This window comes from Streptomyces zaomyceticus (assembly GCF_014656215.1).
In the GTDB taxonomy this organism is placed as follows: domain Bacteria; phylum Actinomycetota; class Actinomycetes; order Streptomycetales; family Streptomycetaceae; genus Streptomyces; species Streptomyces zaomyceticus.
Genome location: NZ_BNBZ01000001.1, coordinates 93,606 through 119,305, shown reverse-complemented (window position 1 = coordinate 119,305; position 25,700 = coordinate 93,606). Strand labels below are relative to the sequence as shown.

Annotated in this window: 16 protein-coding genes; 9 read left to right on the top strand and 7 right to left on the bottom strand. The window is 71.2% G+C overall.

Annotated elements, in window-relative coordinates; genetic code table 11:
- Window positions 1-62 precede the first annotated feature (62 nt).
- From IE311_RS00545 to mreB, 3 genes are all read right to left on the bottom strand, one after another.
- On the bottom strand, window positions 63-1,298 hold the full coding sequence (locus IE311_RS00545) for an MFS transporter (RefSeq protein ID WP_189829488.1): 1,236 nt from the start codon (window positions 1,296-1,298) through the stop codon (window positions 63-65).
- Between the two features lie 75 nt (window positions 1,299-1,373).
- Entirely contained in the window at window positions 1,374-2,903 is a 1,530-nt protein-coding gene (locus tag IE311_RS00540; protein ID WP_189829487.1) for a GAF domain-containing sensor histidine kinase, read from the bottom strand.
- A 92-nt stretch (window positions 2,904-2,995) separates the two neighbouring features.
- A complete protein-coding gene (mreB, locus tag IE311_RS00535) occupies window positions 2,996-4,057 on the bottom strand; it encodes a rod shape-determining protein (RefSeq protein WP_189829486.1) in 1,062 nt (353 codons plus the stop codon).
- 252 nt (window positions 4,058-4,309) lie between these two features.
- Between mreB and IE311_RS00530 the strand changes: the two genes are divergently transcribed.
- Window positions 4,310-5,389 carry an SCO2400 family protein gene (locus IE311_RS00530; RefSeq protein ID WP_189829947.1) on the top strand — a complete coding sequence of 360 codons (1,080 nt, stop codon included), beginning with the start codon at window positions 4,310-4,312 and terminating at the stop codon, window positions 5,387-5,389.
- 69 nt (window positions 5,390-5,458) lie between these two features.
- On the opposite strand, the gene IE311_RS00525 is transcribed toward IE311_RS00530, so the two are convergent.
- The gene (locus IE311_RS00525; protein WP_229901648.1) at window positions 5,459-8,527 is read right to left on the bottom strand and encodes an FG-GAP repeat domain-containing protein; all 3,069 of its coding nucleotides are present in this window, start codon (window positions 8,525-8,527) and stop codon (window positions 5,459-5,461) included.
- A gap of 342 nt (window positions 8,528-8,869) precedes the next feature.
- Here IE311_RS00525 and IE311_RS00520 point away from each other — a divergent pair, with 342 nt between their 5' ends.
- Both IE311_RS00520 and IE311_RS00515 read left to right on the top strand, forming a co-directional pair.
- Complete coding sequence (locus IE311_RS00520) at window positions 8,870-15,169, top strand: RHS repeat domain-containing protein (protein ID WP_229901647.1); 6,300 nt, start codon at window positions 8,870-8,872, stop codon at window positions 15,167-15,169.
- A gap of 86 nt (window positions 15,170-15,255) precedes the next feature.
- Window positions 15,256-15,783 carry a hypothetical protein gene (locus IE311_RS00515; protein WP_189829484.1) on the top strand — a complete coding sequence of 176 codons (528 nt, stop codon included), beginning with the start codon at window positions 15,256-15,258 and terminating at the stop codon, window positions 15,781-15,783.
- Between the two features lie 24 nt (window positions 15,784-15,807).
- Here IE311_RS00515 and IE311_RS00510 read toward each other — a convergent pair whose 3' ends face one another.
- Window positions 15,808-16,233: a MarR family winged helix-turn-helix transcriptional regulator gene (locus tag IE311_RS00510; protein WP_189829483.1), complete on the bottom strand. Its 426-nt coding sequence runs from the start codon at window positions 16,231-16,233 to the stop codon at window positions 15,808-15,810.
- Between the two features lie 104 nt (window positions 16,234-16,337).
- On the opposite strand from IE311_RS00510, the gene IE311_RS00505 reads away from it, so the two are divergent.
- The 5 genes from IE311_RS00505 to IE311_RS00485 all read left to right on the top strand — a co-directional run bounded on the left by IE311_RS00505 (window position 16,338) and on the right by IE311_RS00485 (window position 21,476).
- The gene (locus IE311_RS00505) at window positions 16,338-17,357 is read left to right on the top strand and encodes an NADP-dependent oxidoreductase (protein ID WP_189829482.1); all 1,020 of its coding nucleotides are present in this window, start codon (window positions 16,338-16,340) and stop codon (window positions 17,355-17,357) included.
- Window positions 17,358-17,421: 64 nt separating this feature from the next.
- Window positions 17,422-17,844: an organic hydroperoxide resistance protein gene (locus IE311_RS00500; protein ID WP_189829481.1), complete on the top strand. Its 423-nt coding sequence runs from the start codon at window positions 17,422-17,424 to the stop codon at window positions 17,842-17,844.
- A gap of 120 nt (window positions 17,845-17,964) precedes the next feature.
- Window positions 17,965-19,776: a serine/threonine-protein kinase gene (locus tag IE311_RS37030; RefSeq protein ID WP_189829480.1), complete on the top strand. Its 1,812-nt coding sequence runs from the start codon at window positions 17,965-17,967 to the stop codon at window positions 19,774-19,776.
- A gap of 27 nt (window positions 19,777-19,803) precedes the next feature.
- Window positions 19,804-20,643: an EI24 domain-containing protein gene (locus tag IE311_RS00490; RefSeq protein WP_189829479.1), complete on the top strand. Its 840-nt coding sequence runs from the start codon at window positions 19,804-19,806 to the stop codon at window positions 20,641-20,643.
- Window positions 20,644-20,657: 14 nt separating this feature from the next.
- A complete protein-coding gene (locus IE311_RS00485; RefSeq protein ID WP_189829478.1) occupies window positions 20,658-21,476 on the top strand; it encodes a pectate lyase in 819 nt (272 codons plus the stop codon).
- Here the strand turns inward: IE311_RS00485 and IE311_RS00480 are convergent.
- Window positions 21,467-22,471, bottom strand: a complete 1,005-nt coding sequence (locus IE311_RS00480) for a LysR family transcriptional regulator (RefSeq protein WP_189829477.1) — start codon at window positions 22,469-22,471, stop codon at window positions 21,467-21,469. The two genes, IE311_RS00485 and IE311_RS00480, sit on opposite strands and share 10 nt — an antisense overlap.
- A gap of 147 nt (window positions 22,472-22,618) precedes the next feature.
- On the opposite strand from IE311_RS00480, the gene IE311_RS00475 reads away from it, so the two are divergent.
- Window positions 22,619-24,808, top strand: a complete 2,190-nt coding sequence (locus IE311_RS00475) for a M4 family metallopeptidase (RefSeq protein ID WP_229901646.1) — start codon at window positions 22,619-22,621, stop codon at window positions 24,806-24,808.
- 174 nt (window positions 24,809-24,982) lie between these two features.
- Here the strand turns inward: IE311_RS00475 and IE311_RS00470 are convergent, their stop codons facing one another.
- Window positions 24,983-25,696 (bottom strand): carbon-nitrogen hydrolase family protein, encoded by a 714-nt coding sequence (locus IE311_RS00470; protein ID WP_189829476.1) that lies wholly within the window; start codon window positions 25,694-25,696, stop codon window positions 24,983-24,985.
- Between the last annotated feature and the right edge of the window lie 4 nt (window positions 25,697-25,700).

Below are 25,700 nucleotides of genomic sequence, written 5' to 3'. Positions count from 1 at the left end.
CACCGCCGGCCTCCCCGTTCGCGCCACCGCCGCCCACCCCGTCGCGGACACGCGGGGCCCCGTCAGGGGCGGGCGGCCGTGACCTTCGACGGCTCCGGCGTCGGGCCCTCGCTCTCCGGCCGGATTCCGCGCATCCGCCCCCACGCGTACACACAGCCCGCGAGCGCCAGGTCGGAGAGGAGCATGAAGCCGATCGAGTACGAGTCCTTGGCGCTGTAGATCGCGCCCATCACCAGCGGCGGAAGGAAGCCGCCGAGCCCGCCCATCGCGCCGACGATGCCGGTCACGCTGCCGACCTTGGCCTGCGGGGTGACCTGGGAGACCAGGGCGAAGACGGAACCGCTCGCGGTGCCGAGCCCGGCCGCCATGACGAGCAGCGCGATCGTGCCGCCCGGGTTCAGCGGCGGATCGAAGGCCTGGACGATCGCGAACAGGGCGACCACGCCGAGCGCCGCCGCCGTGACGAGCGCCGGGTGGATCCGGTCCGAGAGCCAGCCTCCGATCGGCCGGAAGACGACGGTGACCAGGGCGAATCCGGCGGCCTTGGTGCCCGCGTCCGTCGGGTCGAGCTCGTACCAGGTCTTCAGATACGTGGGCAGGTAGACGCCGAACGCGACGATGCCGCCGAAGCCGATCGCGTACAGCGCCGACAGCTCCCAGGTCACCCGCAGCCGGCCCGCCGCACCGAGCCGGGTCGCCAGGGAGGCGGTGGGCACGGGCCGGTCGGGCCGGTCGGTGATCAGGAACGTGGCGAGCACCGCGTACACGGCGAGCGCGATCGCCACCACGAGGAACGGCAGGTTCTCGCCGTGCTTCGCGATGCGCGGGGTGAAGTACCCGGAGAGCGCCACGCCGCCCATGCCCATGCCGAACACACCGAGCGCCAGACCGCGCTTCGCGGGCGGGAACCAGGAGTTGACCAGCGGGATGCCGATGGCGAAGGTCGTGCCGCCGAGACCGAGGAGGAAGGCGACGATCAGCATCAGGCCGTAGCTGTCCTTCACCACGATGAGCAGCAGCACCGGAATGATCGTCAGCGCCGAGACCAGCGGGAACATCAGCTTCGCGCCGTACCGGTCGGTCAGCGCGCCGGCCGGGATGCGGCCGAGCGAGCCCACCAGGACGGGGACCGCCACGAGCAGCGACTGCTCGAAGGAGCTGAGTTCGAGGCGGTCTCCGTACCAGCTGGCGAGGGGCGCGATCAGGTCCCATGCCCAGAAGGTGAGCGTGAAGCCGATGGTGGCCGTCACCAGGTTGCGGTAGGCCGCCGCTGTCGGGGGCTTGGTCTCGGTGTCCACGTCTCCAGTCAAGATCGGGGCGGGGGGCGCGGCGCGCGGGACTGCTCCGTCCGGGTGCCCGCCGCCGACCTGCGCTCACGGCCAGGTCACCGTCGCCGGCGGCGTGCCGTCGTCCGTGACCCGGAGCAGGGCGCCCCTGTCCCCGGCCGACACCTCGACCGTGATCGCGCCGATCCCGGACCGCCGGTGCGCCGCCGCGAGCGCCCCGCGCAGCACGGCGAGGAGCTTCCCCGCCGTCTCCTCGTCGATGAGGGTGTCGACGGCGCCGGAGAAGTGCACGGACGGCTGGAAGCCCAGCAGGACGGCCGCCCCTCCGGTCTCCCGCAGCACCTTCCCCCGGAACGAGGTCGGCGCGTCGGCAGGGGGCTGCTGGAGCGCGAAGATGGTCGTACGGACCTCCTGGATCGTGGAGTCCAGCTCGTCCACCGCCCGCCCCAGCAGCGCGTTCTCCTCGGAGGACCCGGCCGCCCGCCGACGGGTGGACTCCAGCATCATCTCCGTGGCGAACAGGCGCTGGACGACCAGGTCGTGCAGATCCCGCGCGATCCGGTCCCGGTCCTCGTACACCGCGAGCCGCTCCCTGTCGTGCCGCGCGCCCGCCAGGACCAGCGCGAGCGCCGCCTGCGAGGCGAACTGCGAGGCGAGGAGCCGGTCCACCGCCGAGTACGGCTGGTCGCCGCGCCGCCGGGGGAGGGCGAGGGTGCCGATGAGCTTCCCGCCGCTCTGCAGCGGCAGCATCATCGACGGGCCGAAACGGGACCGTACATGGGTGGTCATCCGCGGATCGGTCGCCGAGTCCTCGACGAACACGGGCTCGCCGCCGAGCAGCTGGACGAGGACGGGGGATCCCGGCGCGATCGTCGTCCCCACCAGGTCGCCCGGGTCGTCCGTGGTCGACGCGGCGACGATCTCCATCCCGCCCTCCGCGGTGGGCTGGAGGACCACACCGGCCGAGGCGCCGGCGAGGACACGGGCCCGCTCGGCGACGGTCGTCAGGGCGTTCTCGGCGGACGCGCCGGTGAGCAGCGCCGTGGTCACCGCGGCCGCGCCCTCGATCCAGCGCTCCCGCTGCCGGGCCGTCTCGTACAGACGGGCGTTGCCGATGGCGATCCCGGCCTGCGAGGCGAGCACCCGCAGCAGGGAGAGGTCCTCCTCGGTGAAGCCGCCGCGGCGCTTCTCGGCGAGGTACAGATTGCCGAACACCTCGGTGTGGACCCTGATCGGGACGCCGAGGAAGGTCCGCATCTCGGGGTGCCCCTCGGGCACGCCGGAGGAGCGGGGGTCGGCCCCCAGGTCGTCGACGCGCAGCGGCTGCGGGTCCTGGACGAGGACGCCGAGCAGCCCGGCGTGGCCGTCGGGGAGCCGGCCGGCGCGCCGCCGCTCCTCGTCCGTCATGCCGGAGGTGAAGAGTTCGGTGATGCGGCGGCGCTCGGGGTCGACGACCCCGAGCGCGCCGTAGCGGGCCCCGGTCAGCTCGGTGGCGGAGTCCACGATGTGCTGGAGAGTGGTGCGGAGTTCGAGGTCCGTGCCGACGCTGAGGACCGCTTCGAGCAGCATGGGCAGGCGGGGTACGCCCTCGTCCGTACTCTCTTCCATGATCGTCATGGTCTCATTGTCGTACGAATGATGGGGTTTCGTCGCCTTGTGTCCCCCCGTGTGCGTCCCGAGGAGCGCGCGCGGGAGCACGTGAAGAGACGTCAGTCCTCGTCGGCGAACGGGTTCCGCTCGGCGAGCGGGTCGAGGATCATCGGCTGGACCTTGCCCTCCAGCATCGCGCCGAGGCCCAGCACCGCGCACACGTCCGGCCGTTCGGCGATGTGGACCGGCATGCCGGTCGCCTCGCGCAGCATCTGGTCGAGCCCCGGCAGCAGGGCGCTGCCGCCCACCATCATGATCCCGCGGTCGGCGAGGTCGGCCACCAGATCCGGCGGGCAGTCCCGCAGCACCTTCCCGATGCCGTCCAGGACCGCCGTCAGCGGGGTGTGGATCGCCTCCCGCACGGCGGCCGTGTCGACGGTCACCGAGCGGGCGAGTCCGGTGGCGACATCACGGCCGTGGATCTCGGTCCAGGCCGGTCCGTGCGGGGTCAGACCGTTGCCGCTGAGGGCCAGTTGCAGCGGGCGCACCGACTGGCTCGGCAGCATCAGCTCGTGGTGGTGGCGCAGATGCTGGATGACCGCGTGGTCGATGGCGTCGCCACCGACCGGCATCCGCTCCGCCGTGACGATCGAACCGAGCGAGAGCACCGCGACCTGCGTGGTCGCGGCCCCGCACACCAGGATCATGGTCGCGGTGGGCTGCTCCACCGGCAGCCCGCAGCCGACGGCGGCCGCGATCAGCGTGTCGACCAGCTCGACCCGGCGGGCCCCGAGACCGACGAGGGTCTCCACGGCGGCCCGCTGCGCGAGCGGGTCGCTGTCGTGCGGGGTGCAGGCGGCGGCCCGCAGCCGGGGCTTGCGGCGGAGCTGCCGGCGCAGCTTCTCGCCGAGGAGATGACGGAGCATCCGCTGCGCCATGTCGATGTCGACGACCGTGCCGCCCGAGACGGGGCGGACGACCCGGATGTAGTCGGGGGTGCGGCCGGTCATCTTCTCCGCCAGCGCGCCGACGGCGATCAGCGCTCCGGTACGGGTGTTGACGGCGGCGACGCTCGGCTCGTCGACGACGAGTCCGGCGCCCTTGACGAAGACCCGGGTGCGGGCGGCACCCAGGTCGACGGCGACATGGCAACGACGCAGCTGCTCAAGGCTGACGGTCACGGCGGATCCTCCGGAGTGCGGTGCTGGCACGGGCGAGGCGGTTCGCGATTCGCGGTCCTCCTCGCATCGTCCGACCGTCCGGGGCGCGGCGCGCGCTGGGCTGAGCCGCCCGGGGCCCGCTCCGAGGGGCGCGGCAGGACGTACCGAAGCGGGAGAATCACGACGCACCGCCGCCGACCTGCGGTTTCCTCACAGAATCCTCACGTCCGCGCCTACCTGCGACCGTCCCGGGCCGCATAGCCTGCGGGCCCCATGGACTACTGCCACGCGTGCCGGCGGCATCTCAACGGGGCCCTCGCCTGTGCCGGGTGCGGGACTCCCGTCGAGGAACTGCGGTACGAGACCCCCCACATACCCGTCCAGCAGGTCCGGCCGGTCCAGCCGTCGTACCCGGACCCGCAGGCGTACGCGGCCCGGCCGTCGTACCCGGACCCGCAGGTGTACGCCGGCGAGCCGCCGTACGCGAACCAGCCGCCGTACGCGAACCAGGCGTCGTACCCGGGCCCGCAGGTGTACGCGAGCACGCCGTCCCACCCGGACCGGCAGTCGCACGGTCCCGTCGGACCCGAACGCCTCGGGTCGGACTCCGCCGGATCCGATTCGGCCGGGCCCGATGACCTCGTGCCCGAGCACGTCTACGAACTGGACGTCCTGGAGCCGCCGCGCCCGGCCACCGGCGGCCGCCGCGCCGCCCGCTCCGCCGCTCAGGGCCGCTCGGAACGGGGCCGCTCCGCCGCGCGTCAGGGACGGCGCGCACGCGGCCGCCGGGGCCGCACGGTCCTGGTGGGAACGCTCGGCCTGGTGCTCGCGGCCGGGACGCTGAGCCTGGCCCGGCTGGCCCTGGAGGAGCCGGAGACCCTGGGCGCCGCCTCGGCGGTGGAGGATCAGGAGGTCACGGAGTCCCCACTGGCCCCGGAGCCGCTGGAGAGCACCGCCCTCCCGGACGGCACCGGGCCGTCCCCGGTCTCGGCAACCCCGACCCGCCAGCGGCAGGTGAGCGCGGACACGGGCCAGGGCAGGGACGTGGGAACGGGGTCGGGCGCGGGAGCGGGCTCGGGTCCCGGTAAGAGCCTGGGCCCGGGTACGGGCAGCGGCACGGGTTCGGGTACGGGAGAGGGGAACGGGGACGCCCCGCAGGGGTCGCCCACCCCCGACGCCCCGACGACCCGGCCCCCGACGCCCACGGTGACGCCGTCGGCCACGAACGGCGACCCGACGGGTTCCCCGACGGCGACCCCGAGCGGCCCCGCACCCTCGACGACACCCCCCACGCCGACCCCCACCCCGACCCCGAGCCCGACCTGCACACGCTTCCTCTGGTGGTGCGTCTAGGCAGGACGGAAGACGACGCGTCCCCGGCATCCATGGATGCCGGGGACGCGTCGTCCGTGAGGGGGCGTGCTAGCTCAGGTCCTGGAACCCGTCCCAGCCGCCGGTGCCCACCATGCGTCCCGAGCCCAGGGCGTTCGGGTAGAAGAACAGCGTGCCTTCACCGGTGGTGGACCAGATGTCCGCGGTGCCGTCCCCGTTGGCGTCGGGCACCGCCGTGAACAGCGGCCGGTTGGCCGGGGTCCAGCTCGTGCCGATGACCGAGGACGTGGCGCCGTTGCCGAGGCCGATGCCGTCCTTCCCGGCGCCCGGGTAGAAGCGGAGCTCGCCCGTGGTGCCGTTCCGGGCGATCAGGTCGACGTCGCCGTCCTTGTCACGGTCGCCGGGAGCGGCGAGCGAGAAGCCGGCCCAGCCGCCGGTGCCGACGAGGACGGGCTGCCGGTTGTCCAGGTAGTGGTCGGCCGAGCCGAAGTAGAGCCAGAGCTGCTGGCCGTCCTTGACCAGGAGGTCGGGGTGGCTCGGGACGTCGATCACGCCGTCGGCGTTGGTGTCCAGCGGGCCGTCCACGTCTCCGATCGCGAGGATCTCGGAGGCGTTCCTCCAGTGGTTGTTGTCGTCGATGAACAGCTTGAGCCGGATCTTGTCGTACTGGCAGGCCTTGGACACGCCGTCGGCCTGCTCGTTGCGCGCGGAGCACGCGTGGCCGAAGCCGTTGTTGGGGTGGATCGTCAGTGCCTTGCCGTCGCTCGCGGAGTCGAGCGCGACGAGATCCTCGTAACCGTCCTGGGTCCAGTCGCCGCGGCGGGTGATGGAGGCTCCGCCGAAGTCCTGGTCGGAGGCCAGGACGGCGGGTGCCGCGGTGCCGGAGCCGTTGCCGCCGTAGAACCACAGTTCACCGTCGGTGCGGACGCCGTAGAAGTCGGCGATGCCGTCGCCGTTGAGGTCGCCGTCCTTGTCGCGGGTCTTGGGGCCGTTGGCGTAGAACCAGTAGCGGGTGGTGTCCGAGATGTTGCCGCCCAGGTCGACGGCCCGGACGCTCAGGGCGTGCCTGCCCGTGCTGGGGGGAGTGAGTTTGAGATCGGCCAGGGCGCCGCCGAGGAAGCCGAGTTCGACCTTGCGGATCGTCGGGTCCCAGTCGGTCCAGTACTCGAAGGCGGCGGCCGGTTCGGGGGCCTTGTTCGTCACCCGGAACGTTCCCTCGGAGCGGGCCGTCCCGGTGGTCTCGGGCCAGCCGTCGGAGCCGTCGGGGAACTGACCGGAGGCCACGCTCGGCGGGGAGCTGGGGCGGGTGGCGTCGAAGTTGAAGCGGCAGACGGGGCTCCAGGCGCTGGTGAGTTCGCCGTCCTCCGCCCGCGCGTGCCAGGAGAAGGTGCCGGTGCCGGTGACCCCGGCGTCGGTCAGGAGCTGCTTGAGCTTCGTCTTGAGGATGGGGAGCTTCGCGCCCTTGCCCGTGGGGACCTCCACCACCTGGTTGACCTCGTTGGAGGGGCCGCCGTAGCCGGTGGGCCAGAGGGTGAACCGCGCCTTGACCGTGCCGCCGTCGGGGTCGGAGAAGGTGCCCGCGAGGGTGAGGTCGGTGTTGCCGATGGTCCGCAGGATGTAGGGGCCGCCCAGGCAGCCGTCGGTGTTCGTGTCCGGGGTCGTGTCGAGGCCGGTGGGCGGGTTGGGGTAGGTGTTGTACTCCGTGGAGAGCACGGCCGTCCCCGCGTCGAACTTCTTCCACGCGTAGGTGTCGGTCTCGGACGCGGCGCGGAGCCCGAGGGTGATGTTGTTCCACTTCTTCGTCACCGCGTCGTTCGCCGCGGAGGTGACGTCGAAGGCGATGTTGCCCCCGGGGCAGTCGGGGCCCCAGCCGAGCGACTCGTCCTTGTAGTCCAGCTGCCGTGCCCACATGGAGCTGTTGTCCTGGCTGCTCCAGGTGGTGGACGACGAGATGCCGCCGGTGAGCCAGACTTCGACCCTCTTGTCGGTGCAGGAGTAGGACCAGACGTTCTTGATCCGGAAGGTCGAGCTCTTGATCTTCTTCTTGGTGTTCCAGAGGTTGTTGGAATCCATGCGGAAGAAGGATCGGCCGAGACCGTTGGTGACGTTCTCGTAGCCCACGCGCGCCTGGTTGGTGCCGACGCTTCCGTCCGCGTTGTGCCAGCCGGCACCGTTGTAGTACGCGGTGTTCGGCGTGGCCTTGTAGGCGATGGCCCATGCCTCACGCGCGCCGGGGGCGGCGAAGGTCGGGTCGATGAACACCGGGTAGGTGGTGTTGTCGCCGGTGAGCAGCGGCTGGTCGGGGGCGAGGGTGAGGGAGCTCTTGCCGAGGGACAGGCCCAGGTCGGCCGCCTTCGCGCCGGGGCCGGGCTCGAACGAGTCGGTCGGCGGCGGGGTTCCTCCGGCGGCGGCGAGCGAGGCCCTGCCCGCCCCGGCCGCGGTGGAGCTGTCCCACATGCGGGGGGTCGGAGCGGTGAAGACCTCCTGGCCGGCCGCGTCGACGGCGGTCAGGTTGCCGTGCGTGTCGGCGGAGACCTTCAGGCCGGCCGTGGCCATGGAGAACCGGATGCTCTTGAGGGCCGGGTTCGCGGCGGCCTCCGGCGTCTTGACGACGAGCAGCTGACTGAATCCGACATTGCCCGCGCGCAGCTTCAGGTCGACTCCCGGCAGTACCTCCGGGTATGTCGCGGTGTCGCCTTCGGTCCGCGGCTTCGGCAGCGGAGTCGGCCAACTGAGCGAAAGCTTTCGGCCGTCTCGCATGATGCTGACGGCGGGTCCTGTGCCGCCCGCGGAGAACGAAATGCCGACAGAGGTGGCCTTCGGGCTCACCCGCCCGTCCGCGGTCGGCGCGAGCTCCGTGTCGATGGAGACGAGCTTGTTGTCCTGCCGCGTCCACCGGGGCATCGCGTACTGCTCTTGCGTGAAGCTGCCCGACGGGTTGGCGAAGAGCTGTGACGTCTCGGTGCGATCGGCCAGAACCTCGACGCGGCTGCCGGTCTCCTTGGCCTTGCTGCTCGCGCTCTCCTGTGGCGTCGGTGCAGGTGAGGCGCTTGCGTTGGCTGCGGTTGCCGATGCCGTCGCCGCAGCCGCGGTGGCGGCACCGGCCTGTGCCTGCGGTGTGAGCGCGGTGCCGAGAACGGCGGCCGTGGTGACGGCCACGACGGCGGCCGCGGATCTTCCGGATCTCTTTCGGGTGTTCCGATTCCCCATGATTTCCCCTCCCAGGATTCGGTCGCCACGCACACTAGATCGTTTCTCGGTCAACATGCGGGTTTATGTTCGAGTCGACATTTGGTTGGCTTGAATTGGCCCGTCTCCCTCGAATTCCGCCAGGGATTTCTCCGCTCGGTGCCACCCATGTCGGACATGGCGCAAGCGACTTGACTGACTGAGCGATCATTTCTTTCCTTCTGATCAACCTTGATCGATCCCCTTGTTACTTTCCGTCGGTTAGTGATGTGTATGTGACACATTTGTCCATAGGGGTGGGGAGAAGTACACGTGAGTGGGCTCGAGAAGAGCAGAACCCTCATAGGCAGAAGACGGGCCAAGACAGTCGCCGCACTGACCGCGGGGTTCCTCTCCGCAGGTCTGCTGGGGGGGCCGGTGGCGGCGGCCGTCGCCGAATGGCGGCCCGAAGGCCCGGAGAGGATCGATCCCGTACAGGTCGAGCCGGTCGCTCCCAAGCAGCGGAGTGCCCGTCAGAAGGCGGCGGAGACCACGCAGTGGCGGACGCCGCGCGTGAACTGGCCGGCCCAGGCATCGGCCGACCAGAGCCTCGGCAGGGCGTCCGTCGCGATCCCGCGGGCCGGGAAGAACGCCGTCCTGTCACCGCTCGCCGACCCGGCGGTCTCCGGTGTCCGGGTCTGGAAGCAGAACGCGAAGGCCGCCGAGCGGACGCGCGTGAACGTGCTCGGCCGGGACACGGCGCGGCGCCTCGGCGTCGAAGGGGTCGTGCTCTCCGTGCAGCCCCTGCAGAAGGCGACCGGTGAGGTACGCGTCGAGCTGGACTACGACGCGTTCCGCGATGCCTACGGCGGCGACTGGGCCTCCAGGCTGCGGCTGAGGACGCTGCCCGCCTGTGCGCTGACCACGCCCGAGGCCAAGGGCTGCGGCGTGGGCAGGGAACTGGAGACGGTCAACGACGTCGAGGCGGGGAAGCTCACCGCCCCGGTGACGCTGTCCGCGGCGGCCGGAGAGGCCACCGTACTCGCGGCCACCGCCGCGGCGTCCGGCTCGACCGGCGACTTCAAGGCCACCTCGCTCGCCGCGTCCGCGTCCTGGTCGGCCGGCGGCGCCAACGGTGGTTTCTCCTGGAACTACGGCATCGACGTCCCGGACGTCCCGGGCGACGTGAGCCCGGAGCTCAAGGTGGGCTACGGCTCGCAGTCCGTCGACGGCCGGACGGCCGCCACGAACAACCAGCCGGGCGGCATCGGTGACGGCTGGTCCATGGAGCCCGGCTACATCGAGCGGCAGTACATCCCCTGTACGGAAGACAAGGCGAACAGCAACAACACCACCGCCAAGGTCGGCGACCTCTGCTGGAAGAAGGACAACGCGGTCCTCAACCTCGGCGGCCGCACCAACCAGCTGATCTGGGACACCGCGTCGAGCACGTGGAACCTGGAGACCGACGACGGCACCAAGATCGTCAAGGCCACGTCGTCGGCCGCCGACAACTACGGCGACAACAACGGCGACGACAACGGTGAGTACTGGAAGGTGACGACGCCGGACGGCACCCAGTACTACTTCGGCGCCAACCGGATGGAGGGGTGGGCCACCGGAAAGACGGAGACCCGTTCGACCTGGACGGTCCCCGTCTTCGGCAACCACACGGGCGAGCCCTGCTACAACGCCGCGTTCAAGGACGCCTGGTGCCAGCAGGCCTGGCGCTGGAATCTCGACCTGGTCGTCGACCCGCACGGCGACGCCATGACGTACTACTGGGGCGAGGAGGCCAACTCCTACGGCCGCAACGTCAACCCCGACACCGGCGCCTCCACCGCGACCCCGTACGACCGGAGCGGCTACCTCAAGCGCATCGAGTACGGCCTGCGGGACTCCAACCCCTACGGTCAGCCGGCCGCGAAGGTCGAGTTCACCAACACCGAGCGCTGCCTCACCGGCTGCACGACCTTCGACAAGACCAACGCGAAGAACTGGCCGGACGTCCCCTTCGACCAGTACTGCGCCTCCGGGACCGAGTGCAAGGACCGCTACTCGCCGTCCTTCTGGACCCGGATGAAGCTCTCCACGATCGCCACCTCCGTCTGGTCCGCCGGTGCCTGGAAGCCCGTCGACAGCTGGGCCCTCGACCACGACTTCCCGGTGACGGGCGACAGCTCCACCTCGCGGCCGCTCTGGCTCAAGTCGATCACCCGCAGCGGTCACACCGGCACGGGCCTCGTCAAGCTGCCCCCGGTGACCTTCAACAGCGTCGCGATGCCCAACCGCGTCGAAGGCGCGACCACGGGCGGCGAGCCCGACCCGGTCCCGGCCATGTGGCGCCTGAGGGTCTCCGCCGTCAACACCGAGACGGGCGGCACCATCGGCGTCGGCTACACGCCGACGGACTGCTCGGCCACGAGCGTTCCCTCCCCGACGTCCAACAACCGGCGCTGCTACCCGGTCAAGTGGTCCCCGCCGGACGCCCCGGCCGCGGACTACGAGCCCTACCTCGACTGGTTCCACGCCTACGCCGTCAACCTGATCGTCGAGAACGACAACACCGGCGGGGCGGCCGCGAAGCGCACCGAGTACTCCTACCCCGAGGGCATGGCCTGGGCCAAGGCCAAGGACGACGAGTTCACCACCGCCAAGCACCTCACCTACGGCGACCGCAAGGGCTTCGGTCTCGTCCAGGTGCGGACCGGCGCGTCCCCCTTCCCGCGCACCCTCAAGGAGTACCGCTACTTCCGCGGCATCCCCGGCGCCGCCGTGAAGGACAGCGAAGGCATCGCGGTGACCGACCACGAGGCCTTCGCCGGCATGACCCGCGAGGAGGCCACGTACAACGGTGACGGCGGCCGCCTGGAGTCCACCAGCAGCTTCACCCCGTGGGTGTCGTCGGCGACCGCGACGGAGGACCGCGGCGAAGGCCTTCCCGACCGCCACGCGTACATCACCGGCGGTCAGAAGGAGAAGGCCCGCACCGCCGTCGGCCAGGGCTGGCGCACCACCGAGACGCACCGGAGCTTCGACGCGAACGGCCATGTCCTCACCGAGTCCCGGCTCGGCGACACGGCCGTCAGCGGCGACGAGGAGTGCACCACCACCACCTACGCCTCCGGTGCCCTCCTGGGGCTGCCCTCCGAGGTCAGGACCGTGGCCAAGCCCTGCGGCACGGCGCCCGGCCTGCCCGACGACCTGATCTCCGTGGAGCGCCGCTACTACGACGGGGCCACCGCCCTCACCACCGCGCCGGTCAAGGGTGATGTCACCCGGATCGACGAGCAGGACGCGGCGGGCACCGGCTACGTCACCACGGCGAAGCACAGCTACGACCAGCACGGACGCGAGCTCACCGACACCGACGCGCTCGCGCAGACCACCACCACCGCCTACAGCCCGACCACCGGCATCCCCACCTCGATGACGGTGACCAACCCCCTCGGGCACGCGGCGGTCACGACCTACGACCCGGTGCGCGGTGTCGTCGTCGCGTCCGTCGACGCCAACGGCAAGCGCACGGACGCGGTCCACGACGGACTCGGCCGCGTGCTCAAGGTGTGGCAGCCCGGCTGGACGAAGGCCGACCACGCCACCCAGCCGTCCGCGGAGTACGCGTACAAGATCTCCGCGACCCAGGCCAACGCGGTCACCACCAAGACCCTCAAGCAGGACGGCACCTACCGGACCACGTACGCCCTGTACGACGGTCTGCTGCGCGAGCGCCAGGCGCAGGCCCCGGCCGGCGGCACCCAGCACACGATCATGACGGAGACCCGTTACGACTCGCGGGGCTGGGTCTGGAAGAGCTTCGCGCCGTACTACGCGGACGTCGCCCCGTCCGCGACGCTCTACACGGCGAAGGAGATCCACCAGGTCGACAACGCCACCGAGAACCTCTACGACGGCCTGGGCCGGGTCACCGACGCCGTGTCGCTGTTCCGCGGCGACGAGAAGTGGCGGACCGTCACGGCCTACGGCGGCGACCGGGTCACCGTGACCCCGCCCAAGGGCGGCACCGCCACCACCACCGTGACCGACGCCGCCGGACGCACCACCGAGCTCATCCAGTACGCCGGCGCCGGGAAGACCCAGCCCCAGTCGACGACGTACACCTACGGCAAGTTCGACGAGCCCACGACGGTCACCGACCCGGCGGGCAACGTCTGGACCTACACGTACGACAACCGGGGCCAGAAGACCGAGGTCGACGACCCCGACAAGGGGAAGACCGTCCTCACCTACGACGCCAACGGACAGGTCGTCACCGGCAAGGACGCCAGGAACGTCACCCTGACGACCCTCTACGACAAGCTCGGCCGCAAGACCGAGGTCAAGAACGGCGCCACGACCCTCTCCAAGTGGACCTACGACACCCTCGCCAAGGGGCAGCTCACCAGCAGCACCCGCTACGACGGCACCGTCGCGTACACCATGGCGAACGGCGGATTCGACGACCGCTACCAGCCGACGTCCACCAGCTTGACCGTGCCGACCGCGGTGAGCGGACTCGAAGGCACCTACACCTGGTCGTACGGCTACAGCGCGGAGACCGGCGCACTGCAGTGGACGCTCAACCCGGCGGTCGGGGACATCCCCTCCGAGCGGGTCGTCACCGAGTACAACAGCGACGACCAGCCGTTCCGCACCACGCGGGCGGGAGTCGTACTCGTCGCCAACGTCCAGTACGACGTCTACGGACGCCCCGTCGGCACCGAGTTCGGCCACGACCTCGACAAGAAGGTCTTCCGGACGCAGGCGTACGACGAGCACACCGGCCGGCTCCTCGAGCGGACCACCGACCGGGTGCTGGCCCCGAGGCGCGTCGACCGCTCGCTCTACGCCTACGACGCGGCCGGCAACGTCACCGGGATCACCAGCACCACCGGCCAGGACGCCACCGCGTCCACCGACCGCCAGTGCTTCACCAACGACGCCCTCGGCCGGCTGACCGAGGCGTGGACGGCGAAGACCGACTGCGCCACGGCACCGACCCCGACCGGCGTCGGCGGCCCGGACGCGTACTGGCTCACCTACGGCTACGACAAGCTCGGCAACCGCACCGGACAGAGCGACAAGCTCGCCGGGGCGACGACCGACTTCACCCACCCGGCGGCCAAGGCCGACCGGCCGCACGCCGTCCAGCAGGCCACCGTCACCGGCGGTCCGGACAACGGCCGGGTCAGCACCTTCCAGTACGACGCCACCGGCAACACCACCAACCGCACCATCGGCACCAAGGTGCAGGACCTGACCTGGGACGCCGAGGGACACCTGGCCACCCTCACCGAGGGGACCAAGACCACCAGCTACCTGTACGACGCCGACGGCGACCGGCTCGTCACCCGGAACGCGGACGGCAGCACCGTGCTGTCGCTGCCGAACGGTGACGAACTCAAGCGGGCGGCGACCGGCACCAAGACCGCGACCCGCTACTACACCCACGGCGGCGAGACCGTCGCGGTCCGTACCGGCGCGACCGTCTCCTACCTGGTCGGCGACCACCAGGGCACGGCCATGACCGCCATCGACACCGCCACCCTGGCCGTCACCCACCGCAAGCAGCTGCCCTTCGGCGCACTGCGCACGGCCCAGTCGGGAACCTTCGGCACCCGCGGCTTCGTCGGCGGCACCAACGACCCGACCGGCCTGACGCATCTGGGAGCCCGCGAGTACGACCCGGGCACGGGCCGCTTCCTCTCGGTCGACCCGGTCATCGACTTCGGCGACCCGGCCCAGATGAACGCCTACGCCTACGGCCACAACAACCCGCTGACCAAGTCGGACCCGACGGGCCTCCGCCCCGACGGCCCGGCCGGCGGAGCCTCGTACAACGACACCCGCTGGGGCAACGACCGCGGCATGTCGGTGGGCTACACCTACAAGAGCGGGCAGTGGATCTGGCACCAGACCCCCCGCAAGGACGCCGAATCCCAGCGCAGGTACAAGTCGTACCGAGCGAACCCGTCGCACTACAAGGTCTACCACTACGACGCGAAGGCGGTCGCGGCGGCAAAGGCCCAGGCGGCGAAGCGCGCGGCGGAACGCCAGGCCAAGGCCGACGCGGAGCGTCGGAAGAAGGATGGAATCTGGGGCAACATCAAGAAGGGTAATTTCGGCGCTGCCTGGGACAACGGCAAACAATGGACCAGTGACCACTGGGACGAGATTCAGACCGGTCTGACGATCGTCGGGTTCGGTGCGTGCGTGGTTCTCTCGGCCGGAGCATGCATCGCGGTGGGTGCCGGCATCGCTGCCACCAAGTTCGCAGTGAACTACGGCATGACCGGAGAGGCGGACTGGTCCGGCCTTGGCAAGGATCTGGCCTGGGTCGCCGTCGGTGGAGGCGCCGCGGCGGCATTCGGCCGCTCTGTGGGCGGAGCGGCCACCTGGGGCAAGGCGTACGGAGCCTCGCCGATCAGCAGGGTTCCGACGGCCATCCGCACCAAGGTGCCCGGGGTCCGTGGCGTGGGTGGAAGCCCGAAGTCGTGGACGACGGTCCCCAACCCGAGGGGGGCCGTCAACTGGGGTGAGACCTACGGCAATATGAGCGTGAACGCGGGATTCAACGTTGGATTCTGCAGTGCGGGGAACCTGAGCCTGGGTGCAGCGGCCGGGGCTTGCTAGTCGGTTCCGACAGGTTCGGCCGGCGGCGCATCGTGATGCGCCGCCGGTTGGCCGTGCCGGGCGCGAGTGAATGCGGAGAGCGACCTTTGAAAGCGCGTGCGGAGAAGTTGCAGCGGCGTTCGTTTCCGCTCATTTCGTGGTTCTTCACGTTGGTGCTGGTGGCGTTGACGGTCAAGATCGGTGCCGGGATGAACGGCCGGTCCGACAGGGACGCCTTCGGGGTGATGACGGTCTGTCTTGTCGCTGTCGCTGTCGTCAGGCGTTTCATGGGTTCACGCATATATCTCGTCGACCCGGACGTCCTGATCGTCAACCCACTGGTGACGCATGTCGTCCCCCTGCGCGCGCTCAGGAGCGTCGAGTCGGACGGCGGCCTGACGCTCGTCACCGTGGACGGCGGAGAGATCGGGTCCATCGCCTTCGGCGGTTCCCTGGTCGATTCCTTCGTGGGTACCGCGGATCGGGCGGCCGACCGGATTCGTGCGCGCATGCGGCGGCCGTCGCGACAGGGTGGAGCCCCTTCCGTGGTCAGGCGCTACACCACGGCCTGGATCGCGGACGCCTGCGCACTCGGTGCGGTGGCCTGCGCGGCCATGGCCGTCGCCGCCGGGTGAGGGCCTGGCCCCGCCCCCGCCCGCCTACACCCCCAGCATCCGCCGCAACAGATCCCGCAGCAGCGTCCGCTCCGCCTCCGTCAGTTCTCCGAGGGGTTCGCGGGCGAAGTCCAGGGAGTCGCGGAGGTGGCGGGCCGTCGTGCGGCCCGCTTCCGTCGGGGCCGCCAGTTTCACGCGGCGGTCCGCCGGGTCCGGGCGGCGTTCCACCAGGCCGCGGGCCTCCAGGCGGTCGACGATGCCGGTGATGTTGGACGGCTCGCACTTCAGCTTCTGGGCGATGTGCCGCATCGGCAGCGGCTCCAGCGAGAGCAGGCCGAGGACGCGGGCCTGGGCGCCGGTCAGCGCGTGCTGCGCGGCCGCCTGCTCGTACTCCTCGTAGTAGCGCGCCACGACCGTGCCGATCAGCTCGACGACTTCGAGGGTCAGGGGGTCCGTGCGTGAGGTGGCCATGCCCTCCATCCTACCCAGATACTTGACAACATGAAATATCCAGGCGCATGGTTGTTTCAGTAGCTGAACCTTTTGCGATCCAAAGTTTCCTGGAGGCCGTGCTCATGTCCGTTCTTCCCGCGTCCAGCCGTGAGTGGCACCTTGTCGCCCGTCCGCACGGCTGGCCCACCCCCGCGGACTTCGCCCTCGTCGAGACTCCGGTCACCGAGCCGGCCGAGGGCCGCATCCTCGTCCGCAACCTGCACTTCTCCGTGGACCCGTACATGCGCGGCCGCATGAACGACGTGAAGTCCTACATCCCGCCGTTCAAGCTCGGCCACCCCATGGACGGCGGCGCGGTCGGCGAGGTCGTCGCCTCCAACGCCGAGGGCTTCGCCGTCGGCGACCACGTCCTGCACGGCCTGGGCTGGCGCGAGTACGCCGACGTCCCGGCCCAGCACGCCACCAAGGTCGACCCGGCGCTCGCCCCCCTCTCCGCCTACCTCGGCGTGCTCGGCATGACCGGCCTCACCGCCTACGCGGGTCTCTTCGACGTCGCCTCCTTCAAGGAGGGCGACGCGGTCTTCGTCTCCGGCGCCGCCGGCGCCGTCGGCAGCCAGGTCGGCCAGATGGCCCGCCTCAAGGGCGCCTCCCGCGTCATCGGCTCGGCCGGCTCCGACGAGAAGGTCAAGTTCCTCGTCGAGGAGCTCGGCTTCGACGCCGCCTTCAACTACAAGAACGGCCCGGTCAAGGACCAGCTCCGCGAGGCCGCCCCGGACGGCATCGACGTCTACTTCGACAACGTCGGCGGGGACCACCTCGAAGCCGCGATCTCCTCGCTCAACGTGCACGGCCGCGCCACCATCTGCGGCATGATCGCCCAGTACAACGACACCGAGCCGGTCCCCGGCCCGCGCAACATGGCGATGATCATCGGCAAGCGGCTGCGTCTCCAGGGCGTCCTCGTCGGCGACCACTACGGCCTGCAGCAGCAGTTCGTCGAGGAGGTCGGCGGCTGGCTCGCGTCCGGCGAGCTCAAGCACCGCGAGACCTTCGTCGAGGGCATCGAGAACGGCGTCGACGCCTTCCTCGGACTGCTCCGCGGCGACAACACCGGAAAGATGATCGTCTCGGTGACCCGTTAGTCTTCCCTCAGCCGTCGCGATCGTGGGCGCGAGTCGCGGCGAACCCATGAAGGAAGTACCTCGCATGTCGATCCAGCACACCGACGTCCTCTACACCGCCGTCGCCACCGCCGAGAACGGGCGTGACGGCCGTGTCGCCACCGACGACGGTCAGCTCGACGTCGTCGTCAACCCGCCCAAGGCCATGGGCGGCTCCGGCGCGGGCACCAACCCCGAGCAGCTCTTCGCGGCGGGCTACAGCGCCTGCTTCCAGGGCGCGCTCGGCGTCGTCGCCCGTAACGAGAACGCCGACATCTCCGGCTCGACCGTCACCGCCGAGGTCGGCATCGGCAAGAACGACGACGGCTTCGGCATCATCGTCAAGATCTCGGCGACCATCCCCAACGTGGACGCCGAGACCGCCAAGAGCCTGATCGAGAAGGCGCACCAGGTCTGCCCGTACTCCAAGGCGACCCGCGGCAACATCACGGTCGAGCTCGCCGTCTGAGTCGGGCCCCGGCCGACCCGCTCCGCCCGAGGACCGCATCCCCGCTCCGGGGCTGCGGTCCTCGCGGCTTTCCGGGCCACTGCGGCATCATGGCCCTGTCCGGCGGACAGGGGGAGTCGAGTGGCGTCGTACGACGGGTCGGAGCGTGCCGACCACGGGCTGATCGGCGGTCGCTACCGCCTGGGGGAGCGGCTCGGCAAGGGCGGGACCGGAGTCGTCCGGCGGGCCACCGACGAACTCCTCGGACGCCCGGTCGCGGTCAAGACCCTCATCCTCGACACGGACGCCGACCCCGCGGGCGCGCTCCGCGAGGCCCGTGTCGTCGCCCGCGTCCGGCACCCCCATGTGATCGTCGTCCACGACGTCGTCGAGCACGACGGCCGCCCCGCCCTGGTGATGGAGCTGGTCGACGGCGGTTCGCTCGCCGACCGTCTCGCCGCCCCCGACGGCGCCCTGTCCCCCCGGGAGACCGCCCGCCTCGGCCTCGCCCTCCTCGACGCGCTGTCCGCCGCCCACGCCCACGGCGTCCTGCACCGCGACGTGAAACCGGCCAACGTCCTCCTGGAGAAGGCCACCGGCCGGGCGGTCCTCACCGACTTCGGCATCGCCAGCCTCCCCGGCGCCACCACGCTCAGCGGCACCGGAGTCTTCGTCGGCACCCCCGAGTACACCGCTCCGGAGCGCATGCGGGGCGAGCACGCGGGACCCGCCGCCGACCTGTGGTCGCTCGGCGCCCTGCTGTGCGCGGCGGCGACGGGCGTCTCACCGTTCCGCCGGGACTCGATCGGCGCCGTGCTCCACGCGGTCGTGTACGGGGAGATCCGGCCGCCCGAGCGGCTCGGGCCCCTCCTGCCCGTGGTGCGCGGGCTGCTCGACCGCGACCCCGGGCGACGGCTGGACGCCGAGGGGGCCCGCCGGCTGCTCACCGCGTGCCTGGCCGGGGAGACCGAGGGGAAGGCCGTGGGCCCCGGTCCGGTGCCGGTGCCGGTGGCCGTGGCGGGCGGGCCGTCCGGGACGCCGGTGCACGACACGCCCCGGCTCGGCGCCGCACCGGCGGACACCTCCTGGAGCGACACCCCGCGGAGCGACGCCTCCGCGATCGAGGCCCACCGGACCGACGCCTCCGAGCTCGACACCCCGCGCCTCGACACCCCGCGCCTCGACACCCCGCGCCTCGACACCCCCCGCCTCGACGTCCCCCGCCTCGACGTCCCCGGTCTCGACACCCCCCGCCTCGACACCCCCCGCCTCGACACCCCGGCGGTCCCGGGCCCGGCCGGTGCTTCCGGCGCCCCGGGGCCGCCCGCCCGCGGGGCCCGTCGGGGTGCCCTCGCGCTGCCCCTCGTCGCGGCCGTCGTCGCCGGCTGTGTCGCCGCCGTGACCGTCGCCGTGCTGCTCGCCGTCCGCGACGAGCGCGCGGCGCAGGCGGGGCCCGTCGATCCCACCCGTACGACCGTGCCCGCCCTCGGGCCCCTGCCCGCCGGCTACACGGCCGTCGCCGACGAGCGTGGCTTCGCCCTGGCCGTGCCGGCCGGGGCGACCCGGTCGACCGACGGCGAGCGGATCTTCTACACGACGGGGGACGGAGCCGTCTGGATCGGGATCAGGATCCGGGCGGTCCCCTCCGGCGGGGCGATCGGGGCGATGCGTACCGCCGACGCGAGCGGGCCGCGCACCAACCCGGGGTACCGCGACGGCGCGGTGGGGGAGACCCGGCACAAGGGACTGCCCGCCGCGCGCTGGGAGTTCACCTGGAACGGCTTCACCGCCGCCGAGGGCCCCCGGCACACCGTCGACCTCTGCTGGGAGCAGGCCGGGACCCTGTACGACGTGTGGGCGTCGGCCCCGGTGGCGCGGGCTGCCGAGGCCCGCGCCCATCTCGACCGGGCGCTGGACTCCTTCCGCACCTCGGGCGGGACACCCGCGAGGTGACCCGGGGGCCACCGATAAAGTGGCCCCATGCGCGATCTCGGGGTGGGTTTCAAGTACCTGGTACAGGGCCAGAAGTGGGTCGGCCTGCACGGACGGTGGTTCGGTTTCGGGCTGTTGCCCGGGCTCGTGACCCTGGTGCTCTACACGGGTGCTCTCGTCGGTCTCGGTTACGGCGCCGACGACCTGGTCTCCTGGGTGACCCCGTTCGCCGACGACTGGACCTCTCCCTGGCTCGGGATCTTCCGCGGCACTCTGACGGCCCTGGTCTTCGCCTTCGGGCTCTTCCTCGCGGTGATCACGTTCACCGCCGTGACCCTGCTCGTCGGCCAGCCCTTCTACGAGTCGCTCTCCGAGGAGGTCGACCGCAGCCTGGGCGGCGAGGTGCCCGAGTCCGGGCTCCCGCTCTGGCGCGAGCTGTGGATCTCGGCCCGGGACAGTCTGCGGGTCCTGCTGCGGGTCGCGTTCTACGGCATCCTCCTCTTCGCCTGCGGGTTCATCCCGGTGATCGGGCAGACCGTCGTTCCGGTGATCGGTTTCTGCGTCTCCGGGTTCTTCCTCGCCGAGGAACTGACGGCCGTGGCGTTCCAGCGCCGGGGTGTCGAGCTCAAGGAGCGCCTGACGTTGCTCCGCGGGCGCAGGATGGCCGTCCTCGGCTTCGGCGTTCCGCTTACCCTCGCGTTCCTGGTGCCGTTCGTCGCGGTCTTCCTGATGCCGGGAGCCGTCGCGGGCGCCACCCTGATGGCCCGCGATCTGCGGGGCGAGACGGCCGGTGACGACCGGGACGGGGACTCCCGGGAAAACGACCGGGACGGCGGCAACCTTCTCTCCTCCGGTGGCGACCAGGAGGTGCACCACCTCCCCCACTGAAGAGAGAAGCACCCATGACGTCACACAAGCGGAAGACGGGCCGCCGGCGCGCGATCATCGGCGGCCTGAGCGCCCTCGGCATCACCGGGGCGGCCGTCGTCACCACCACCCTGCTCGCCCCCGCGGGCGCGGCGAGCGCGGTGGCCGCCTGGCCCCAGGCGAAAGGCGGCAAGCCGGTCCCTTCGTCGATCGAGGTCTCCGGCACCTACGACGGCAAGCTCCAGCGCTTCTACGGCACAGGTGAGCTCGGCTCGGACGGTCAGGACGAGAGCCAGAAGCCCCTCTTCGTCCTCAAGGACGGCGCGGTCCTCAAGAACGTGATCATCGGCTCCCCGGCCGCCGACGGGGTCCACTGCCTCGGCAGCTGCACCCTGCAGAACGTCTGGTGGGAGAACGTCGGCGAGGACGCCGCCACCTTCAAGGGCACCTCGGCCTCCGCCGTGTACACGGTCCACGGCGGCGGTGCGAAGAGCGCGTCCGACAAGGTCTTCCAGTTCAACGGCGCGGGCAAGCTGGTCGTGTCGAAGTTCCAGGTCTCCGACTTCGGCAAGCTGGTCCGCTCCTGCGGCAACTGCAAGAAGCAGTACACCCGCACGATCCTGATCAACGACGTCGACATCACCACGCCCGGCAAGTCGATCGTCGGCGTCAACGCCAACTACGGCGACACGGCCAGCCTGCGGAACGTCCGCATCCACGGCGACACCAAGAAGAAGATCAAGCCGTGCACCCGCTTCACCGGCAACAACACCGGTAAGGAGCCGAAGGAGATCGGCACCGGGCCGGACGGCACCAGCTGCCGCTACTCCGCCGGGGACCTCTCCTACGACTGATCCCGGCAGGGCACCCGGTCCTCGCCGTCGTCCCGGACGTCGAGGACCGGGTGCAGTTCCGGCCGCGCGTCCCACCACGCCCGGTAGAAGGCGTTGTTGTCGACGTTCGCCAGATACGCGCGGACCGCCGCCCGGTACAGCAGTTCCGCGTGCCGGGCGGGCACCGCCGCCCTGTTCCAGGCGAGCCGGATGCGTCCCAGGACCGGGTCGCCCTCCAGGGGGCGCAGTACGGTGCCCTCCGCGTGCGGGGCGGTGGGCTGGCTCATCGAGATCGCCCGGCCCGAGGCGATCAGGTCGTAGTGCATCTTCCGGTCGGCCACCCGGTGCCGCAGCGAGGGCGTGAACCCGGCCTTCGCGCAGGCGGCGATCAGCGCCTCGGGGCCGCCGTCGTCGTCCTCCACGAGGGTCATCCAGGACTCCCCGGCCAGCTCGGCCAGCGCGATCCGCTCCTTGCCGGCCAGCGGGTGCGCTGCCGAAAGCCGCACGCAGAACGGCTCCCTGGGGACCAGGGTCCTCGCCGTGGTGCCCTGCGGGAGTGCCACCTCGTGGTCGTTGACCTCCCCGTAGAGCACGGCGTCGTACCGTCCCGCGCCGAGCTGCCGGGTCAGGGTGGTGGCCGAGTGCTCCACGGTCACCGCGATGTCCTGTCCCGCCATGACCTGCTCCAACTGCCCCAGCAGTCCGTCGACGAGGACGAGCAGGATGCAGCCGAGGCGCAGCGGGGTGTGCGGGGCGACGGCCCGCGCCCCGGCGGACAGGGCGTCCATCTCGCCGAGTACGAGCCGGGCCTTGGAGAGCACGAACTCGCCCAGCGGGGTGGGCTCCACACCGTGCCGGCCGCGGAGGAAGAGCTCCCCGCCGGCGACCCGTTCGATCCGGCGGAGCTGCGCCGAGAGAGCCGGCTGCGAGACCCCGAGCCGCCCTGCGGCACGCCCCAGACTGCCCGCTTCCGCTATCCGGCAGACGGCCTCAAGATGCCTCAACTCCAGCTGCATTTCAGCAGCGTACGCAGCACCGAGCGGCCGCACCATAACCCGCGTCTTATGCCGGATGAGATGTCCCGAACAAGTCATGTTCACGCCCATACTCGGCGCGACGATCCGTCTCCCCCACGACGATCCCCACCCTGATCGGAGCAGACGTTGCACCCCAGCAGAATCACGGCGGCCGTGGCCGCCCTGGCGCTCTCGGCGAGCCTCGCGACCGCCCTCGCCGGCACCGCCACCGCGGCCCCGAAGGCGCAGCCCGTACCCCCGGGCCACGGCAAGTCCCTCGCGCTCTCCGCCGCCGACGGCGCCGCGGCCAGCGGTCTCGACGAGCTGCGGCACGGAGCCGACGAGGACCTCGTCCGGACCTCCGTCACCCCCTGGGCGAACGGCCTCTACTACACCTCGTACGAGCGCACCTACCGCGGCCTCCCCGTCGCCGGCGGCGGCGACGCGGTGGTCCTCTCCGACAGCTCCGGCAAGGTCCGGGACGTCACCGGCGCCACCGCGCCCACCATCAAGCTCTCCACCACGGCGAAGGTGACCGCCGCCGCGGCCCTCGCCACCGCCCGCGGCCAGCTGGCCTCGGTGGAGTCCGCGAGCACCCCCGAGCTGACCGTCCTCCTCAAGGGCGGCAAGGCCGTACTGACCTGGCACACCCTGGTCGTCGGCCGCACCGCGAAGGACGCGCCGAGCTCCCTCGACACCTATGTCGACGCCCGTACCGGCTCTGTCGCGCAGGCCACCGACAAGATCCTGCACGCCGACGGCCGCGGCTACCACAACGGCAACGTCACCATCGACACCGCCGCGAGCTCCATGACCGACACCAGCCGCGGCGGCTTCAAGTGCGGCGGCCAGAACGGCAGCGCCTACACGGGCTCCTCGCCGTGGGGCAACAACGGCGCCAACGACCTGGTCACCGCCTGCGTCGACATCATGTACGCGGCCCAGCGCGAGTCCGACATGCTCAAGCAGTGGTTCGGCTACAACGGCATCAACGGCCAGGGCGGCATGGTCCCGGCCCGCGCCGGACTGAGCGAGGTCAACGCGTACTACGACGGTACGAAGACCACGTACGGCCGCAACCAGAACGGCACCAACCAGCTCACCGGCATCGACGTCGTGGCGCACGAGTACGGCCACGAGATCTTCGACCGGACCCCGGGCAGCGCCGGCTCGTCCAACGAGAACGGCGGCATGAACGAGTCGACCGGAGACATCTTCGGCGCGCTCACGGAGCACTTCGCCAACAACCCGAACGACACCCCCGACTACACCGTCGGCGAGAAGCTGAACTTCACCGGCAACAACCAGCCGATCCGCAACATGTACAACCCGTCGCTCATCAACAACAACCCCAACTGCTACACCCAGTTGACCTCCGGCACCGAGGTGCACGCGGCGGCCGGCCCGCAGAACCACTGGTTCTACCTGCTGGCCGAGGGCTCCAACCCGGGCGGCGGCAAGCCCAACAGCCCCATATGTTCCGGCGGTCCGTCCTCCGTGACCGGCATCGGCATCCAGAAGGCCGGCAAGGTCTTCATGGGCGCGCTGCTCATGAAGACCTCCTCCTGGAACCACCTCGCCGCCCGCAAGGCCACGCTGACCAGCGCCAAGAACACCTACGGCAGCGTCGAGTGCAACGCGGTGAAGGCGGCCTGGAACGCGATCGGCGTCCCCGCCCAGTCCGGTGAGACCGACTGCGGCGGCACCACCACCCCGGACTTCTCGCTCGCCCTGAACCCGTCCTCGGGTTCGGTCCAGCCGGGCGCCTCCGTCACCTCCACGGTGAACACCAGCACCACCGGGGGCAGCGCGCAGACCGTCCAGCTCTCCGCGAGCGGTGCCCCGAGCGGCGTCACCGTCTCCTTCAGCCCCACCTCGGTGACCTCGGGCTCCTCGTCCACGATGACCGTCCAGGTCGCGGCGGGCACGGCCAACGGCACCTACCCGATCACCGTCACCGGTACGGGCTCCGCCACCCACACCGTCACCTACCAGCTGTCGGTCGGCACCACGACCCCGCCCACCGGCTGCGACAACACCGAGAACAGCTACCAGGGCAGCCTGACCTCCGGCCAGACCGGGGTCCAGCCCGACGGCTCGTACTACTACTCGGCGACCTCGGGCACCCACGTGGGCTGCCTGCGCGGCCCGGCCGGCAAGGACTTCGACCTGTACCTGCAGAAGTGGAACGGCGCGGGCTGGGTGGACGTGGCCGTGGGCGGCACGGCGACCGCCGACGAGAACACCAGCTACAACGGCACCGCGGGCTACTACCGCTACGTGGTCCACGCGTACAGCGGCTCCGGCGCGTACACGCTGGGCCTGAGCGCCCCGTAAAGGGGTCGGGGCGCCGTCGCGGACCGGGGGTTCCGTGACGGCTTCCCCGGAGCCGGGCGGCCGATGTCCCACGGCCGCCCGGCTCTTCCGCGTACCCGCAGCCGCCCGGCTCTTCCGCGTCCCCGCGCCCGCCCGGCCGCGGCGAGCGCGCCCGGTACTTCCGAATCCGCCCGCTCAGCCGACCTCGGCGAGCACGAACCCCGGCTCCGTGCCGCCCGCGTCGGCGATCCGCTCTCCGCCCGGGCCCCAGGCGCCGGCGGCGCCGCAGCCCACACCGTCCTCGTTGGCCCCGAGGACATTGGCGAGCACCACGTACAGGCCGAAGTCCCGGGCCCGTACGGGATACACCTTCTCGAACGAGTCGTTGTCGGCGGCGAGCACCGAACTCGCCAGATACACAGCGCAGTCGTCGGCCGCCGCACGCTCGGCCAGCTCCGGGAAGCGGTTGTCGTAGCAGGTGGCCGTCGCGAACCGGACGCCGTCGAGCGCGAACCGCCCGTCCGCGGTGCCCGGCGCGAACACCTCCTGCTCGATTCCGTACAGGTGCTGCTTGTCGTAGCGGGCGAGGAGCGAGCCGTCCGGGCCGATGACCAGCGAGGCGACCGCGGGCCGGCCGTCCGCCGTCCGCACCGGCCCGTTGACGACGGCCGCCGCCGACACCGCGCGGCAGGCCTCCCGTACGGGTTCGAGCCGGGAGTCGTCCTCTCCGAGGACCAGCTCGGGGGTGTCCCTGATCAGGGACGGCTCGTACCCGCTGAGGCAGAGCTCGGCGAAGACGACGAGACGGGCGCCCTCGGCACCGGCGGCCCGGACCAGGCCGGCGACGGTCCGCACATTGGCGGCGATGTCCCCGGCGACCGGGGCGAACTGGGTGGCTGCGACGATCATGCCG